Genomic DNA, 20713 nt, shown 5'->3' with positions numbered 1-20713 from the left:
AGGAGAATCGTTCGACGTGCCCGCAATAAAGTTGATCGTGGGATTGTAATAGAAGGGTCCGGCCCCGAACGTCGATATCCGGTTCGTCACCGTCGCCGTGGCCCAAAAGAGGTCGGTTAAGATGGACACCGAATCAGTCGCCACCGCAAATGAATCTTCCACGTTATTGGCGTTGTCCGAAGACCGCGCCACAATCCAGTACGTGGTGTTATGCGACAAGTCACCGATGGACGGCAGCCCCGTCGTTTTATCCCAGGTGCCGGCTCCCTCCATCGTTGCCAGCCACGTTAAAGCGCCCCAACCCGAACCTGTCCAATATTGACCGTCGGACATCCGTTGAATGGTGACTTGAGTTTGGTCGATGCCCGCGTTGATTTTGTTGGCGGCATTGGGTAACTCCTGCATGGTGCCTGCGACCTGAGCCAACGCGCTGCGCGTGGACAAATGAACGGGCCCGGTGATGTACGTTTCAGGTTTGTCGTTGTCGTAAACAAAAGTGGAAACACCGGTTGCAAAATTAGTTTCCGTTAAATTGGAATTATCCCGCGCCTCAGCCAACGCATAGTAGGATGTGCCTGAAACAAGATGCCCTGAATTAATAGCCGTAAAAATCCAGGTCGCGGGATTGGAAGGGCAGCCATCTAAAGTAACGCTGGTTGTCTGCCACAAGGGATCGGCCTGGGCCGTGTCAAAATTGCCGCCGAGATTTCTCCACCAGAACATGGTCGCGGCATCGTCGCCAAGACCCAATTGCCTTACGGCCACGCGCACTTGATTGACGCAGCCGGGATTCGTTCCCGTGTCCGCGGCCGTGCCCGCGATGGCATTAAAACGCGCCTGATTGATATAGCTCGCGTCCACCGGGAACGTGGTGATGGAAACAGGCGCGTTGGTATCCCAGGTAAACGTTGATGCGGCAATAATGGTGGAATTGCTCGCCGTATCCGAAGACTTGGCATGGACGCCGTATTCGGTTCCGGTCACCAAAAAACCGTTGACCGCCTGGGTCGTCGACCACGAGGAAAAATTGTTCGGCGTGTCCGGAACAAACCAGGCTGCTTCAGCGGGGAGAATCCCGTCAAACTCTTGGGTCGCCCTGTTCCACCACCCGGCCGGAGAGCCGCCTGAATTCTGCGAAATGCGCACCCAAACCCGGTACAGGAACCCGGGATTTGTGCCGGCTAAATCATTGGCCGTTCCGGTAATTTGAGTCAAACTGGATTCCCTACTTGAATTGGGATCGACGATCGCCAAAGTCGGCGCCGTATTGTCCCAAACGAACGAGGACAGTTTAACCGTGCTGGTATTGTCCGCCTTGTCGATGGCCCGAATCTCGATTTGATACGTGGTTCCGCTGTTTAAGCAAGATTCGAATGCATCGTCGTAGAGATCGCCGGCGGACGTCGGGTAATCCCAATTTTCGGTCAACTCTCCTGTACCGACCGCGATGGTAGAGCGGATCAAACGCCAGCGCGCAGGATTGGAATAATCGATATTAGTGCAACCGCCGCTGTCGGGCCGGTACACAACGGAACCCGCGCCCGTAGGTTGGGCGGAAATGGATGATTCCAGCCTCTTTAACCCGACTTTAGGTTCGATCCCGGCGTCTGTATCATGGGCCGTGCCTGAGAGCGTGGCCAAATCCCCGGTGTTGTGATAAAACGTGCTGGGATTCGACAGCAACGTAATCACCGGGGCCGTGGAATCGTAAACAAAGGCGATTTCCGATGCCGTGGTTTGATTGCCGGCGCGATCCGTGGCCCGCGCCGTGACGCCATACCTGCGGTTGGCATTCCAGGTCACGGCATGCGTCCAATTAGTCAATCCTCCGGAAACATAAACCCAGCTTGTCGACGCTTGATCGAAGGCTCCGGCGCCGCCCAACCACCGGTCGCCCGATCCCGAAAAATCCGTGGTGGTGCTCATGCGCACCTGAAGTTCGACGCCGGCAACCCAAGAATGAACGTCGCCGGCCGTACCCTTGATTTGCGGAAGCGTTTTCAACGGCCCGTACACGTCCGCGGACACAGGGCTGGAAATCGCCAACGTGGGCGCCGTCTCATCCCACAAAAACGTCCTGACGGGATAAGTTCCCTTGGTTTTCTGCGTATTGGCATAAGCGCCCTCCACGTTATCCGTGGCATAAACGCGGATCGTGTACGTTGAACCGTCCGCCAAAGAAGTCAATAAAGAGGCGCTTGTGGCCGACGACCAGGAAACCGTGCCGCCGCCCGTATCATTGCCCATGCGAAAATAAACGGTGGCATCGGAGGTGAATCCCGATCCGTTGAAATAATTCGTGGACGGCGGGGTCATGGCCTGTTGAAGAGAGAATTCAACGCGGTTTAATCCGGCTAAATCCCCGTTGGCCGTGCCTGCGATGGAGGACAATGTTCTGATCACCGTGTCATTGGGCGTATCAATAACCGACGTGGGCACGGTGGTATCGATAACCACGTCGGCCAAGGTGACGATTGTTCCCGTATTAACGCCGCCCAAGGCATTGTCCTTGCCTCGCACCCGAATCGTGTAGCTTTTATCCGTCAGCCAGCAAATCGCCCCGCCGGAACCCTCGTTATAAGTCCAGGTCCCCGACGATGGGCCGTCCTGCGTGAAGCCCCCGGCCGGGTTCGGGTTATACCAATGCAACGTGTCGATATTGACGGTGTCCGAGCTGTATGTGCAGTTATTTCGATAGGTATACGTATCCGCCCCGATCACATAGTAAATCTGAATTTCCACATCCTCCACGCCGTCGACTTTGGCGTTGGCGGGATGATTAGGATCAACAATGGTGCCGTCGATTGAGGTCAAACTGGCCGTGGAACGCCGGGCGGAACTGCCCACATTGCTGATGGCCATGGCCGGCCCGGACATGTCCATAATAAAGGTTAACGATGAATTGCCGACATTGAACGTATTGTGGACATTGCCCGCCAAATCTTCGGCCTCGGTCCATAAAGCGTAACGCCGGTTATCCGTCAAATCCCCCGGAACCGTGAAACTCCACGATGAGAAAAACACATTGGACGTCGTCGAACGCACGACCCCGGTCGCCCCCCAGGCCAGCGGGTTGCCGCCCCAATAACGGTTGACGCTCATGTCATGAAGGTAGAGGCGCACCTGAGACACGGTGCCGTCTCCCGGAGGAAAATTATCCGCATGCGTTCCCGAAGAAATGCTGATAAAAGAATACTCCTCGTTATGCGTAATAGACGTGATCGTTCCGGTCGGGCGTGCCACGTCGTATTTGAGGACTTTGGAAGCCGGGGTCGGGTCCACGTTGAAATTATTCGCCCCGCCTGAAGTATGCAGGGCATTGTCCCGGGCCCTGGCCTGGATCGTATATTGAACGCCGTCCGTCCATGCTGTCGTCGGCGAATTAACCGTAAACGTCCAGGATGAACCCCACCATACAGCGGCATTTTGGGCCCAACTATTGGAATTCGTCGTCCATGTATCGCCCGAGTTTTCGTAATACTTAGAGTCCGAGGCGCGTTGAATCAACAATTGCGCATCCAAAATGCCCGCCACGTTAGGCCCGTTGGGCGAAGCATCCGATGCCGTGCCGGAGAGGATCGCAAGGTTCTGATAATAATCCGCAGCGCCTGGATACATGAGAAAGGTATTGGGAGGAGTCGTGTCGATTCTGACTTCCTTGGAAACCCCGCTCCCGTCATTTTCAAAAAGACCGGCATTATTGCGGCCGACGGATCGGATGGTATACGACGAGCCGTCTAGAAATATGGGTAAATCCCGGTCATTTCCCGAGGGCGAATAATCCCAGGAGCCGACCCCGTTGACTGTATTCGAAGCGAAAGCCGGATTCCAAAAACCCGGATTAGAGGGGCCATCCTCATTCCAATAATCGTTATTTAATCTTCTTTGAATTTGCAACCGCACTTCGTTGGTGCTGGCGGCATCGGCCGTACCTGAGATGAAGGCCAAGCTTCGATAATACTGGACGCTGGCCTGCTGCGGAGGGCCTTGAGGAACTAAAATCACGGTGACGGCCGCAGGCGCGACGATTTGGAATCCCCTCGACGACAGCACGGTTTGATAATTGTCCGCGGTGTCCACCCCCGACGAACGGACCGTGTAATAACAGTCATTTTCCCATTGCCCGTCGAAGGTGTAGCTCCAATCCTCCTGCTGCGGCCCCTGATTGAAACTCGTCACCGGCAGCCACGTCTCGGTCGTCGTCCACCCGCCGGCCGGCGTGCAAACGCCGGTACAATACTTGCCGACATTCGACAAACCGCTGGGGCAGGCGCCCTGATTATTAGTGGAATTATTGCGGATGCTGATATAAACCTGTTTGATGCTGCCCGTGGACGGATCAACGGCCGTGCCCGAAATCGTGGTCAATCCCTCCAGAACCGCGGCGTCCGGCGGCGATCCGATAGGCGGCACGGTGATGGTGGATGTCGCGGGCGTGGCGTCATAAGCCAAATTCGCGTATTTATCCGTAAACGAAGTGATATTCGTCGCGCGGTCGCGCACCCTCATCTTGAGACGATAGCGACGGCCGGCCGGCGACGGATCGCCGCGCTCCCATAAGACCTGGGTGGCCGGCAGATTCGTAAAGGACCAGGAGCTTTGCGTAAATTGCGCGGCCAACGGCGGAACCGGCGCCGCCGTCGTCCATGTGCCGGCCGAAAAATCCCAAAACGTGGCGTTATGCGTCGAACGCCCGAACTCATCCGAGATATCCTCAAGTTCGACGGACACCAAATCCACCTGAGCGCTGACGCCGCCGCCGGGTACAGGGTCGTTGACCGTGCCGGAGGCCAAGGCAATGGTTCTAAAGTAATTCAATGCCTGCGTGGAGAACGTCACGCTTTCGATGGTGGGGGTGCTGTAATCCAACACATAATACGCGGTCGACACCACCACCTCGTTATTGGTGAAATTGCCGTTGGTGTCTTTGGCAAAATCCCGGCCCTGAGTTTGAATCTGATAACTGTAGCCTTCGCCTGCGGCGAAATGCGCCGGGTCAAGACTTTTTACCCAAGTCGCCAGCGGCGCGGAAACGTTTTGCGGGAAACCCTGATCCCCCGAATTCCACTGGTTATCAAACCAGGTATGCCAGCCCCGGGTGCCCGCGGAATTGACCCGGCTCATGCGGATGCCGATTTGGCGCGTGCCGAAACCCGTGTCGCTTGAGGTGCCGTAAACCGCGATGGGGATATAGTTGTAATAGGAAGTGGTTCCCGCGGCCAAAGCCGGCGCCGTGGTGACGGAAACAGGGGCGGAGGTGTCGATATAAACGCGCACGCCCGAAGCGTCGATATCCGTATCCTCGATGGTCGATGCGTTGCCCGCATTATCCGTTGGTTTTTGTTTGAAGCGATACCAGTTATTCGGGTTGAAATTGCCCGTATTAAACCAGGTGAATGTCCACGATGATGTGAAATAGGGCGCGGTGGACCAAATCACGCAAGGGTCGGCGCCCGCGCCGCAGGTATTGTTGACCACAAATGCCTGAGTCGCCGGGTTCCAATAACCTGAATCCGCTTCGCGCTCGATCGCCACTTCGACTTTATTGATGCCCGATGCATTGCTGTTGGGATCGGACACCGTGCCCGATGAAAGCGTCAAGCTGGAGAAAATCGAACCGAAGGCTGGAAACGTGGTGGATGAATTGGCAATAGTGCGATCCACGGTAAACGTGGTATAGGACACGCTATGGCTGCCTTCATTGCCGGCTTGATCCCGCGCCCAAACGTAAATCTTGACGATTTTATTGTCCAAATCCGCCCAGGGCGGGAAAGGCCCGCTGAAATTCCAATCTTCGCCGGTTTCGCCGAACCCGTCTCCGTCCGTAGCGATCGTGCTCGTGGACGATTCCGAGGATACCCACGCCGACGTATTGAAATTCCAGTACCATTCGGGACCCGTGCCCGTGGACACGGCGATATAGACATTGCTGATGGTGCCGGGGATGGCGCCTGTGTCTTGCGACGTTCCGCTGATGATGCTCAAGGATTGCTTGAAGGAGCCCATGGTCGGATCAAGAATCCCGGCGACGGGTGCACCTGAATCGAATTTAAAGCTGATATCCGTGGGCATCACCCGTGGATTGCCGGCTTTATCCGTGACCCGCACGCGCACCGCGTAGGTTTTCCCGTTTTCGAGCCGACCCGGCCCTTCGGGCGGACGCGCGGCTTCCCATGAATCCGGGTCGGCCACATCGTTCCATGAAGAAGTGGTGAAATAAACGGGATTGACGGCCGTAAACGAAGAGCCATCCCACCAAGATCCGGAGAAACCGGAATTGGAAGAGAAGGCCACCTCAACCAAGCGGATATTGGAATCGGACTCCGTCGGATGAGCCGTTAAATCAGCGGCCGTGCCCGAAATCGCGTTCAAGACATTGGCGCATCCGGCGATGCAGACATTAGCCCCATTGGCCGGATAGGTAATCGTGGCCGTGGGCAAGGTCACGTCGAAACGGAACAAATTCGGGCCGGTCACGCTTGAGGTGGAGCCCGGAACATCCACGCCCCAGGCGTAGACGCGGAAATCATCGCTGGAGCTTTTGATGGACCAGTGCGTGTTGTCCGCCCAATCCGAACCCGGATAACTCCATGAATCGGTCCCCGCTGCTGTGAAGGTGGCCACGGCCGTCCCCCAACAATCCGCGTCCGCGGTGCAGGGACTGGCGAACGTTTTCAACCACTTGGCATCCGAGACGCGCTGCACTTTAAGGTACATGGCGCTGACCGCGGATGTCGCGTCGGCAGCGGTGCCGCGGATACGCACGAAACTGTTGACGATTCTGGTCACGGCCGCGGGTGTGCTGATGGTGACGGCCGGAGCCGTGTTGTCAAAAGTGAATGTCGCGACAACCACATGATGGCTTAAGGCGTTTTTCGGAACGGACTCGTCATCGGCGCGGATGGTGATGAAATAGGAAGAACCGGACACCAAATCGTCGTTATTCAAATTAGCGAATGTCCAGCTTGAATGAGAGAGTCCCGAAGAATCCGCGCCGACGATGGAATTATCGAACGGATTGACCTGGGTCTGGTCAAAATCATCCGTCGCCGTGTTAAACCAGCTCGTCGGATTGGTCAAAACCCGCACCGCTATTTTGACATTCGATGATAAAGCCACGCCCACGGTGTCTGGATCCGCGCCCCCATCCCTGAAGGTCCCGGAAATGAATCCCAATCCGTCCAAGTCGCGGATAGTGGTCAATGTCACGGGGAATGTGCTCGTGACAACCGGGACCGTCCGGTCGATGGTCAATGTCACGGTGGCGTAGGTGACCGCGAGATTGCCTGCTCTATCCTCGGAACGAGCCTCAATGCGGTACCGGGTGTCGTTTAAAAATTGGAACGTTGAGGTCCAATTCTCGTAAGGCGTTTTGGCCAAGAACCAGGCGCTTTCGCCCGCTCCGTCATCGATGGAATAGCTCCCGGCGCCATAATCGTTGCCGTAAGCCCAATAACGCCCGCCCCCGGCTTGGTCGATGTCCGGGGTAAAAACACGAATTTTCGTCTCCTTAATGCCCACGATAGAATCACTGGCGCTTCCCGACATGGTGGCGATCACAGCGCCCGTGGATAAACGGGGCGAAGCATAATTGGCCGCGGAGCCGTCGAAAGGCACGGATACGGCCTGAGTAGGCGGGGCATCATCGAAAATAAAAGTGATGGTTGAGACCGCCATCAAAGAGCTGACATTATTCGCCCGGTCAACGGCGCGCGCGCGTATGCGGTATTCGCGCCCGGGAATCCACGTGGGCGTGGACCCTGTAAACTCCCAAGGATCGGCGAAGCGGGGCGAATCGTTACCGGTGAAGGTGATGGCGGTCGTCGAGTTCCAAATTTCAGGACCGGGCCAGTTTTGATTAACCGCGTCCCAATACGGCTGGCCCCCGGCCGTCAAATCTTGGATGGAAATCTGAACCCGGTCGATTCTGGCCTCGGCCGTGGCCGCGCCGGATAAATCGCCTTCAGGATCAACGGCATTGGAGTCTTCGGCCGTCCCTGAAATCATGGTCAAAAACTTAACCATGGTCGTCCCCGAGAACAGAGGAGATAACAGCGTGGCTGACGGCACCTGAGTGTCATAAAGGAATTGAACGCTGGCTGATTCACTGGTTTTATTGCCCGCTTTATCCGTCATGCGGCTGTACACTCGGTAGCGCCGGCCCGATTGCCAAGGCGGCAAAGTATCGCCGCCCGCTGGATAAACCCAGGGGCTGGTTCCCGAGGCCAGACGCCAACGCGCTTCATCCGAACCCGTCAGGGTCCACTCCCCCGCGCCGTTGTAGAAGGACTCGCTGCCCCCGGGCCCCGTGGAAATCGCAACATGGACTTGATTGATGTCGGCGACCCCGACATCAATGGCTGTTCCAGCGATCGTGGCGATGGGCTTAGCGGAAACCCCCGTCCCGCCGGCGCCTCCGTAAAATCCTAAGGCAAGGCCGGCATTGACTATGGGCAGCGTGGAAACGACGGTTCCCGAGTTAATGTCCATGGTAAAGTGAACCGTGGTCGCAGCCGCCAGTTGCTCCAGCACATCAACCGCGTTCACCCCGATTTTAAACGTGCCGGTGCTTACCGGGCAGACGAATTGGCCCTGGGTCGGAAGATTGGATGTTATGTTCCAAATCTGCGTTGACGCGGACAAGCTGTACGTCGGCACCCGCACATGCGTGCTGGCCGCCAGAACCCAGGAACTGTTCCAATCCCAGAAATATCGGTCCACCGCGTCTTCGCAGAAGAGGCGCGCCACCACCCCGGAGGAAGAGGCCACTTTCAAGCCCACGGCATCGCCGTTGACGCGGCCGTGGATTTCAAATCCCAACCCGTTGTTGAAACTGCCGGCGGAGGGCGTGTCCACCACGACAAAAGGAACCGTATCATCCACTTTAAACGCATGGTAGCTGGAGTTGCCGCTCGGGACCCCGAATTCGTTCTGAATGTTCGGACTCAGAGCGCCGGACGTTGCCAACGCCCGGTCGCGCGCCCGGGCCTGAATGTAATATTGCTTATCCGAAACCCAAACAGCGCCCAAGGTTCTGGTCCACGGGGATGAAGAGGAATTCGTGGCATTGTCCCAGAACTCTCCGCCCGCGGAAAATGAAGAGCCGTAAAAGTAATAGCTCGTTCCCGCGTCCAGGTACCATGTCTTAAACTGCGTCACGCCCAGCTCGGGCAGAGTGGACGCGTAATAGGCGGCCTGGGGATCGGAGGCTGTGCCGCTTAAAGCGCCTAAACCTTGAAGCTGCGTAGATTTGTAATTCGTGTTATGCGCGGGCTGCACGATGATCGCGGTGGGCGAAGCGCGGTCCACATAAAAGGTAAAGCTGGAATTATCAACCGTTGAATAAACCGTTTGCTGGTTATTCGCCTTGTCGCGGCCACGGGATTTAATCACATAACGCCCGGTCGCCAGGTTGGCATTCAAGCTCGCGGCGTCGTAGGACCAGGGGTGCGTGCCGGAGACCACAACCCAGCTGTCCGCGTAAAAATCAAAGCTCGAACCGCCCCATTGCTTGTTTAAATCATCCAAGGCGATGATCTGAATCTCCACCCGGTCCAAAGTCGCGATTTTGTCCCGAGGCGACGCGCCATCCGCCGGATCAACGGCCGTGCCGGCTAATTGCAGCAATTCGCGATAAACGTTATTAGGCACCGGCTGCGTGGTGACAGCCACAGGGGGCGTGGTGTCATAGGTGACACGGAACGAAGGGATGGTATCGTTTAAATTGCCCGCCTCGTCCGTGGGACGAAGGAAAATGTCGTAGAAATAACCGGATTCCAAATTCCAGCCGTTGGTATGCGTTTGCGTGGACCATTGAATATTGGCGCAAGCCGCGCCTTCGCATTCCACACCCGCGAAACTGGTTGGGATATCGGAAGGCCCACCGCAGCCCGCCCACGCGCCTGAATTCCAGCAATTGCCCGTGCCCGCATTTTGAATGCGGATTTTAACGCCCGAAGTCGTCACCCGGCCCCAATCATTAACATCCGTCGCCGTTCCGGTGATTTGCGTCAATGAATTCAAAATCGCGTTATTGCCGGGTGTCACAATGCCGCCCGTGGGCAACGCCTCATCCACCACCAATAAACGCCCGGCATTGCCGCTGCTCCCGCCTTCATAAACGCTGCCCGGTGAACGACCCATCGATTTAATAGTGTACGTTGAGTTTGTAGCCCCGCTAAAAGCATCCGTTGAAATAGACCAATTCCAATTGCCTCCCGCTCCGGTCGAAATTTCAGGATTCCAAAAATCGGGACTGGATGAAACCCAAATTTTATTGATCTGATCCCACTGTTGTTTATCTGATTCCCTGATGACGCGCACCTGCACGGCTTGGGAATTCGTCGAGCCGCCGGAAACCAAGTTAAATACGTTCCTCTTAAACCTGGGTTTTGTGCTGCCCGGAGCCGAAAGAGTGGTCACCGGCGCTGTTTCGGAAAATTTGACGCAACGGTCGAACGTGCCGACCACCGGCAAAGTAAAACCATGAACGTTGCCGGCTTTATCCTTGGCCCGGGCCGTGACTTCGTATTCCGAGTCATTGGTCAAAAAGCCGACGGGCAGGTCATAATCCCAGGTTGCGCTAGTGGGGGCGCTGACCGTTCCCGAATCGATCCAAACTTCGCTCCCTTGCCAGGAGGCGCCGTTCCAATAGGTATCAGAGGCCACGCCTTGATCCCTGATGCGATGGAAACGCAAACTCACCACGGACAATTCGCCGATGGGCGGATCATCCGCAGTGCCGGTCACTTCCGTCAGCGTATCATAGGCCGTGGGGCAGGCATTGGCCGGCTCCACTAAAGCCGTAGACGGGGTCGAGGTGTCCACGGTGAATACGCGGGTGGACCAATCAACCTCATAATTGTCCACCAAGTCCCGGGTGCGGACATTAATATAGTAGCTCGTGTTGTTTTGAAGATCGTTGGGATTGACATAAAATTCCCACGTGCCCGAGGATTGTCCGGCCAAAGAAGTGCCGTCGTTATAAAAACTTGGCGCGACGCCGTATTGCCAATGCGGCGTGGAATAGGTGACGGAGAATGAATCCGCGGCCACATCCCACCATTTGCCGTCCGTGCGATGCTGAATGGCCACATGTATGGACCGGTCCGCGGTTCGGGTGCCGATGCCGGCCTCGTAATTGCGGAAACCGTCGTCGATCGGGAAAACAAAATCATCGATGCGGTCGTTGACGGTTCCGGTGAAAGTTGAAATGGATTTCACGAATCCCAAGGCAGGCCAAGCCGTAACCGGCTGCGTGATGGCGTGGGTCGGGGTCGTAAAATCAATGACAAAGGTATTGGTCGTATAGACGATTTCGTATTGGGAATAAGCCGTGTCATCGCCCTCGGCGATGGTGGCGTTTCTTGAATTGTCCCGGGACCGGGAAATAGCCTCGTACCGGTATCCTTCCTCAAATTTACAAGACGCCAAATTGGCAACGGACCAATTAGCGCCGCCGGTCAAGGTCGTGCCGATGGGGAAATTCGACGAGGCCGAATCCCAAAGATTGTCTCCGCAAACTTCGTTGGCCCGGCTGTAATAATCGCCGTCGGAACGCCGAACGCGCAGCGTGACCCCTTTGGCCCCGGCGCCGCCGGTGTCCGAGGCCGTGCCGTAGACGGAAGCGAAGGTCCGGGCGAAAGCGGAAGAATTAGCCGGCGTCGTGGTCACGGAAACCGGTTTTAAGGTATCCCAGGTGAATTTAACGCTGTCTCCTTGGGTAGGGACGGCGTCCGGAAAATTTTTATTGCCGGCGCCGTCTTGACCGCGGGCTTGCACCCAATAATTGACGCCCGGGGTCAACAAACTTACGGGCGCGGCGATCGACCAGCTTGAAGAGTACAGGGTCGCCCCGCGCCAATGAAACGAGGCATTGCACGGGTCGACAAAAACAGAACCGTCCCAACATGCCGTGGGTCCTTCTTTTTGAAGCAAAATCTGTACCGTCGTCATATTCGATAACGTTTCGCTGAATGTGCCGGTAATCTCCGGCAAGCTGTAGTAATAAGTTGAGGGCCTGGGCAGGGTCAAGGTTGTCGTCGGCGCCACGGTATCATAAAGGAAGGTGCTGCCCTGGGCGTCCCCGTCTTGCTCTTCATTTAAGGCGTGGTCTTGAATCCGGGCTATGACGGTATAGGTTGACCCTGAAACCAACATAGCTGTCAGCACCGGTGAGGTGGACCAGGTCAGGCCGACGATTGGGGCTTCGGTCCAGGCCGAAGCCAAACCCAAATTACCCGCCAAAAAGGCGCCCGCGCCCCAATCCCAATAATTATTAACGCTGCCGCCGCCTTGCGTGCAGGCCGAACCCTCCAAGCATTTAACGGCCACGCGCGCGCGTTTGATGGCGCTGGGATTAGACCCCGCATTGGTGATCGTGCCCGAAAACGAAGAAATTAAATTTTCATAAGGAGTATCCGGCTGGGTGATGGTTGAAACCGGCCGGGTCAGGTCATAGCGAAATTCTTGGCAAATATGATCGACGCCCGTATCTTCGCAATTGAGCGGGGAGGTATCGGCTGTTTCAAAACTTCCCGCGCCCTTCCAATTGCCGGCCACGTCCTTGGCTTTGGCGTAAACTCTATAAGTGATGCCGTCGCGCAGCACGGAGCCCAATGTCCCCTGGGTATAAACAAACGAGGAAGTGAAAAGAGAGGTCCCTTGATTCCAATGAACCGTTGTTTGAACCACGGTGAACGATGCGGTGGCCTGATCCCACCACCTCATGGTCACGCCCGTTCCAGAAGAAACAGCCAGCCACCCTTCGGCCAAGCCGCTGGCATCCGCATCGCCCGCGCCGCAATTGCCGGTGGAGCCCGCGCAAAATTCAAGCGTTGTGGTGATGGTGCGCGTGGACTCGGCATTGACGATTGAATTGGAATAGGGCGCTCCCGCGCCTTCGTTTTGATCGGGAAGCTTGATTTTGACCGTCGGGCTGGTAAAGTCCACGCGGAAATCCCTGGTCACCTCGACGCTTTGATTCCCGGCCCGATCATAAGTTCTCAAGGATACCCGGTAATCATCGCCGCTGGTCACCGTGGTCACGGGCAGCCGGTCGTATTTCCATCCGTTATTGGAAACCACGGTGCCCGTGGACCAAGTCTCGGTCGCGGTCCAGGACGACCCCGCCCAATACTCCGGCGCTCCGGTCAAATGCAAAATTTTTAACTCCACCTTGCCTCCGGGATTCCCGGCCGGGAAAAATCCCGAAAGGCCGCCGTCCGCGGTTCCGCTTAAATCCGCCAAAGTATTGACAAAATTAATGCCGACGCCGGGGACGGTGAACGTCGAGCTTGGGATCAACGTATCCACAACAAAGGTTCGGGTGGATAAAAATGGAGAAATATTGCGCGCCGCAGCCGAGGAACCGTCCACGGCATTGTCCCTGGCCCTGGCCGCCGCATAATAAACCCGTTCCGTTGAAATCGAAACCCCCCAGTCGATACAGCCTGAGCCCGGCGAGCAGCCGGCGGCGCCGACTTCAAAAGACCAATTCGTTTGATTCGTCATGGCGACAGGGAATGACGTGACGGCGGCCTGCCAGCCGCCGATGGTGTCGTTCCAGTAATAAGAGGTGCTGTTGTTTAAATACCACAATTGAACGTCGACATCGCCTAAAGCGACTTTAAACCCGGCCTTGGTGTCCGAGGGGCCGTCCTGAGCCGTACCTTTAATATCCACGACCGTAATGTGCTTGCTGTGGCCCGTCGCAATCGCGTTATACGGCTCTTGATTGGAGAGCGGATCGGTAATGCTCAAAACAGGAGCCTCTTTGTCGATGGCGACGGTCACAGACGAAATGGTTGTCGTCAGGTATTGATTTTGTTGATTCCCGGCTTTATCGCGGGCGCGCGTCAAAATGGTGTAACGCCTGTTATTAGCTAATTGCGTATTGAGCTCGGCATGGGTATACGTCCACGTCGTCTGATCGGGATCAATGGAATCCCAATTAACATCTCCAACGCCGGTGGCCGCAAACCAGCGCGCGTCCCCCGAATCATTGTCCGGCCAATAAGGAGGTCCGCCGGCATCGAACACAAACCCGTCGTCGCGAATGATTTTAACGGCCACGCCGGAGGACGCCTGAGCCGTAAAAATACCCGAAGCATTGATGCCGTCGACACCTTCGCTGGTGGCGCTGGGGTCGACGTCCGCGACCGTGCCGGACAAAACCGACAATGAGGAAACCTTGCCCACGTCCGACAAAGGCAAGGTAATGGAGGCCGTCGGTTTTTGCAAGTCATAACGGAAGCCCGAGGCATGCGACTCCAGTTCCGAGGGCGCGTTCTGCGCCAAGTCCTTTAATGTTCCCCCGGGGCCTAAAATAACCTTGAATCGGTAACCGTCCCGCCAAGGCCCGGTCGACGGCCAGGATGTATAAGGCGGCGCCGTCGAATAATTCACGCCGCCGGTAAAATTGCCCAAAATATCTTCGTTCGAACCGGAGCATGCGCTCACATCCGCATAAGCGCTTAATTCCGGACACCAAGCCGTGGAGGTGTTGCTGGCTAAAACAATCCTGAACTTAAACGTGGAATTATCCATGCCCGAAGCCGTGGTCGCGTTGGTCGGGTCCTGAGCCGTCCCTGCCAAGTAATTCAACTCCCCTGTTTTAAACGCCGCAGAACTGGGGAAGGGCACCGTAAAGCCCCTGTTGGGGTTTGTCGTGTCAAAAAAGAGAACTCGCTGCGGCAGTCCGGGTTGATCGTCATTGCCCTGGAAGGCCTGGATCCTCACCCAAAGCTTGTTGTCGTCGTAAGCGCCGGGGAAACCGCCGGGGAAGGGATTGCCGAAACTCCACTCATCGGGATTAGGCACAGTATTGACTGAGACGGCCACATACGTCGAATTCGCCTTGCTGAAATTAAACGTTCCATCTTCAACGCCGTCCGAGTCGCACTCAATCCAGGCATTACCGGAGCCGGGACCGCTCCAGCAAAGATTATCTTTGGCGTCGCCGCCGCCTTCGGGGAAAATCGCATCCGATGTCGAAACGATCACCTGCACCCGGACATTGGTTGCATCAGAGGCCGTGCCCGTGATCATGGTCAACGCATTGGGCGATGAAAGACGAAAATAAGCGTCGTCCGCCGAAGGCAAGGTGATGACGGCCTGGGGCGTCACCGGGGAAAATTTAATGAGAACCCGCGCCAAACCGGAACCGGGCGCTGCGGGAACATTTGTTTTTAATCCCACTTTGTCGATGGCGCGCACATAAACCTGGTATTCGCAGGCATTAGTGAACGTGGGCGTGGAGGTTCCAGTGGCCGTCCACTCGCTGCCGTCGAAGCTTGTGACATTGATCCAAGCCGAGGACGGCGGGGCATTCGAAGAACCGGCCACATCATAGGATTGGGTCGCGGTATTCCAAAACCGCTGCAAAGAGCCGGCCGGCGGGGAGCAATTGCCGTTGGTGGCGTCGGATTCCTCTACCCAATAAGCAACCTGGACATGGGATGAGAGCGCTACGGTGCCGGATGTTCCGGAATCCGCGGCCGCGCCGGTGATGGTGGACAACGTGGAATATTGGGTGTTATGGACAATGGTGGTAAAGGTGGCTGTCGGCGATGTTTTATCCACGCGGAAGGACCGGCAGTTTCTGGTGTTTTCAATGATGGATTCGATATTGGGATTGGACTCATAAACTATTCCATCATCGACGGGATCGGTTTTCGTCGGCGGTTTGGCCGTGTCGATGGCATTATCCTTGCCGCGCATCCTCACTTCATAACGGCGGCCGGTGGCGGTCAGGGGCCATAGAACGGATGTCGGGTATGTCCAGCTTGTGGCGGAAAACGTCATTTGACGCCAAGTCGATGGTCCGCAGGCCGGGCTCTGGGTTCCCGGAAATTCCGTGCCGTCCCAGCAGGTGCCCAAGGCCGTATCTTTAATCTGGGCTTCCGCAAAATCCTGAAATGTTTCGCAAGGCAAAGCGCCGCAATGACCGATGCTTTCGAGCTGATCGTCAATAATGGTCACGGGAGAAGGGCCGTAGCCGACATCGGTGGAGGCCGTGGGCCGGTCGAACGCCGTGCCTAAAATCTGGGGCAGGGTGAAACCGGAAATATCGCTGTACCATTCACCGACATTGCTTGTGTCGCAGGTGGCCAAAATCGGGGTGATCAAGGTCGAGGAAGGCGCCTGGGTCTCCCAATGGAAAATCGCGGTTTGAGTCTGCGATGAGGTTTTGTTTCTATAAGCAGCGTTAACTTGGTCCTGAGTCCAAACATGAACCTTATATGTTTCCGTATTCCTTGAGGCCCAGAATGAAGCGCCGGCCGTCAATTTCCACAGGCTTCCGGAAATCGAGCTGACGTTATAATCCTTGCGCAGAGCCTCCGGGCACCACTGCCCGACGCAGCCGCCGGGCGGCACCGTGTAATCCGAGTACCAATACCCGTCCGAATTTCGTTGAACGCCCGCGAAAATATCCGTATTCAAAACCCCGGCGTTTTTGGCGCTGGGATGCTGGCCGACACAGCGGGCGCTGTCCTGAGGGCAGTCGATCACGTCGAATTCAAACTGGGTCGGAAGCTGGCTGCCATAGGTGGTTCCCGATGTGAAATTCACCATTTCGAAATCCGGCGCCACCGTGTCGAAACCGAAGGTGCGCGTAATGGTTGAAACCTGGTTGCCGGCGTTGTCCCAGGCGGTCACGGAAAACTTATAAATGCGGCCATTAATCCACGGAATGCCGGTCGCCTGCCAGACTTGGAACGACGGCGTGGTGGTGGTTCGCGCGTTGTACCACTTCGCCGTGGTATTGGTCCATGATGACGCGGTTTGATCGTCGAAGTATTGATCGCAGGCGCCGTCGCCGTTCCAGCAAACCCGCCAACTCACGGTTGAAATGCCGTTGGAATCCGCGGCCGAGCCGCGAATAGAGAAAATGGGCGTTGAACCGTCGGCCAAAAGCCCGTAAAACGCCTGACTGTCCAGCACCGGATAACCAACGCCGGCCGCCGCCGTCGAACTGACTTCGACAAAAGATAAAGTCGGCGCTGTTTTATCCAGCTTAAAAAACCTCCGGTAAACGGGGGAGGCAACGCTGCCCGTCGAGTTTCCGGCTTCGTCCTTGGCAAAAACATCAAGCCGGTAAAAAGGATAAGTGGCGTCGGAGTCCGCGATATCCAAGCCCGAAATGTCCCAATTCCAATTATCCGTGCCTTGGGCTTCTATCTTCTTCCATTGAGCGTCGCCGGATAAATCCACGAAATCCGGCGAGGAATCCCCGTCCGAGGTCTTGGTGGGATCCAGATACCCCGCGTCAAGATTGTTGACGTCGAGCCTGGCCATGCGCACCCAGATGACCCGGTCATCCCTCGTCTCTCCGGAGACATTGTCCTGAACCGTGCCGTCGATAGAGCTTAAGGTTTTGAGGGGATTCCCGGCGTCCGCCTGATCGGTCGTATCATAAAGCAAGGCGGGAGCCGGGGTCGCCAAGGTCACGGTCGGGGCCGTGATGTCGTAAATAAAACGCCAGGAGAACGCGTCCGCGCCGCCGGACGATGTATCCACAATAAAACGGGAATCCGTGGCTTTGATCGAGATCCGGTATTGATGCCCGTCTTCCCATAGAGGCCGGTCAATGGCCGTGGCTGTGCCGTTGGTGGTGATGGTTTGGGTGGTGCGCACGAAATTAAAAATGGTTTTGGAAGAATCACCGGCGTTCGTCGACAGCCAAATCTGCGTTCCGGCCGGAGCCGAACCCAAAGTCCCCGTTGAATTAAAAGCCTGCCAATTGGTTTCCGCGGCTTGTGGCAACCCGATGTCCTGAATCAACATTTCCACGGTGGTCAAACCCGCGCCCAAATCACTGACTTGAATCACGGGATCAAAGGCCAGAGTGTTGATCGCCGCGTCATTACCCGGGCTGGTGATCGCCCAGCTGGGCGGCTTGCGGTCCAGGACAACAGCCACGGTCGAAAAAAACGGCGACTTAAAAGGCTCGCCGATGCCGCCGTCGGAGGTCCTGGCCCGTGCCAAAATTTCATAATCGCCGTCATCAGGCACGGCCACGGTGTTGGTGGCGATGAACGTGTATGTCCAAGAGCTGATGAACTGAGAGCCGACATCCTTCCACTTGGCCTCTTCCGTTGGGAACTCGCCGGTATCCGTCTCCAGTTTCATCGAAGAACCGTTCCACACCTTCCTGGGTGTGCCTAAATAAGTGATTTTGATCTGGCTTGTATCATTCGTCGCTTGCCCCACATTAGGCGTGTAACCGAAACTTCCCACAATCACGGTAAATCCCGTGGTCACCCCGGCCATGGGCGCGGAAATGGAAGCGGTGGGCACGGTGATGTAAAACGTCGTGGGTTGAAGCACGCTGCCCGACGACGGGTTCGTCAAATTAAACGTGTACACACCGGCTGCGTTTTGCGTCGAAATCTTCAGGAACAAATCAACGGACGCCGGCGGCGTTCCCGTATAAGCCAGCGAGGAAACAGTCACGCCATTGGCCGTTTCCGTGGCGATCAGTACCGCGACCGCATTCGTGCTCGGCAAAACCGTGGTTCCCGTGATGCCGGTCCAATTTTGAAAATAGTTTCCTGAAACCATAATTTTGCAGCTTTTGTTCGTCGTGCCGTCGTTATTGGGGAAAATACCGCATGAAGTGAAATTGTTTGCGTCCGTGTCCCGGATGCTGGTGATCGTCGGCTTATTGATCGTGATGGCCGAGGAGCGCGACACTTCCTGGCCGTCCGGATTGGTGACGCGCAATGTGTACCCCGTCCCTGCCTGAACGAATGTAGAAACAATGACCGAAACTTTTATTTGGCCGTTGCTCACAAAAGTAACGGAGGTGATGGCAATATCATCGTCCACCTCGTCATTGACCAGAAGCTTGACGTCGGGTTTTTCATTACCCAGCGTCCTGAAACCGCTTAAACTGTCGTCAACCACCAAATCGTAAGCCTGTGCGCTATAGGGCGCCGATGCAGGAGCGGAACTGACGGCTGAAATAACAGGCGGGATCCAGGTCGAGGTGATAATTTTGTCGAAATAAACGCCGTCGGATGCCTCCCAAATAATGCCGATGGGTTTCGGGTAATCAACCGAAAAACCGACTTTGGGGTAATTCAGGCCGGTTCCCGTCTTAAATGTGGTCGTCGCTCCAAAATCAGCATCCGCAGTCGCCGTCGCCGGTCCCACCCTGTAGCGAATGGCGGCATTGTCTGAGCTAACCCACAAAACATAAACTTCATTGTAATTTGCCTGACCTTTAGCGTTATTGACAAGAGTGATGGCCGGGCTCTGCGGAGGAAAACTGCCTGTGCCGCCCGCCGGCGAAGAAACAAGCACAATGGGCGCGGTAACCGTTGTCGGAGCTGTTTTCCTCCTATAAGCGACGCCGGCTAAATTGTCGATATAAGCAATGTGAGCTGAACTCTTGGCCACCTCATTAATGATGCTGAAATTAAAACCCTCAATATTATTCTCCTCTTCGGTATTCCTGAAACCATGGACGCCGGGATTTAAAATAGTCAAAGCATCCGTCGCGCTGAGGGTATTTGTATTGTCTACGCTTGTCGAGCCGGTGGTATCCGGGGTACCGTCAAGGCTTGTTAATCTGAGGCTTGAGGAACTCAAACGCACCAAAGCTCCCTTGCCTCCATAACTGGCGGCAACGGAATTATCAACCCGGACTCCCATGAAAAAATTAGCCACGCCGTTGTCCAAAACAGGGGCGATCGACAGACCGGCCGGGCTCAAGGCCGTGTAGTCGCCGCCCGAACCTGTCGCGACTGCGTCATTTTCATTGCAAAAAGCGTAAACATTAAACGAACCGTCTATATAACCGCTGAGATCCTCGGTCAAATTAGTGACACCGATGCCGCCGATGCTGCTGACTGTAGCGATCGCATTTCTGGCATTGCCGAAAAGAGCCACATAACCGCCGGCGGTAGAACTTGAATAAACCACAACGGCGGGCTTCCCGCCCCCCAACACGTCCCATACGGTAGAACCCGTCGTGTTCTCCACATACTGACAAAAGGCATTCTGGATGCGAAGCCCCACGCGCTGACGCCTAATGCCTGTTGCGCTGTCCCAATCAATACCCCCATCCACTCTTAACTTACCCCAGCGCACGAACATCTTATTACCGCTGTTGTCCACCATGGACAAGTTGGCCGATGGCGCCGTGGCATTGACATCGGAGGTGGCGTCGCCGGCCGACACATAAACGCGACCCGTATAAGTTACGCCGTCATTATCCAAGCTGGGCACATGCCACACGGAAGGCTCGGGAGCAGCCGCATCCGGAGCCAACTGAAGATAAGGGAATATGTCCGAGGAACTCGTCCAATCCTGGCCATCTGTGGAAAAACGCCAGACTGAACGGTCGGCATTGATATCCTTGAAAAAAATCCAATAACCGACAGAAGGCACATAAATGACGTTCTTTTGTCCCCCGAAAGCCGTGGAAGCGCCGGCATTGCCCACTTTTCTTTGCGCCGCTTCCATAGGGAATGCCGTCAATAAAGCCACAATGACCGGAATCAGCGTTAATTTGAGATTTAAAACCCAAAATTGAAAAACGGCAAAAGCCCTCCCCCTTCCCCCCGCTGCGCTCTTTTTTGAGGGGCCCATTTGCCGCTCAGGTTCGACGGACCAATGTTTTTCCATGAACCCTACTCTTTGACGCTGCTTAAAAACCCAAAATACAGAAGCGACACAAACTAAGGTTCGGGGGTTCAACCTTCGG

The 20713-nt window shown here is 55.9% G+C and carries 1 protein-coding gene; it reads right to left on the bottom strand.

Going from position 1 to position 20713, the window contains the following annotated elements; translation table 11 throughout:
- The coding region (locus tag HYT79_03030) for a hypothetical protein (protein MBI2069550.1) at positions 1–20634 on the bottom strand (20634 nt) is incomplete at its 3' end.
- Between the last annotated feature and the right edge of the window lie 79 nt (positions 20635–20713).

It is taken from the genome of Elusimicrobiota bacterium, from assembly GCA_016180815.1.
Taxonomy (GTDB): domain Bacteria; phylum Elusimicrobiota; class Elusimicrobia; order JACQPE01; family JACQPE01; genus JACPAN01.
This window is presented reverse-complemented; position numbering and strand designations above follow the sequence as displayed.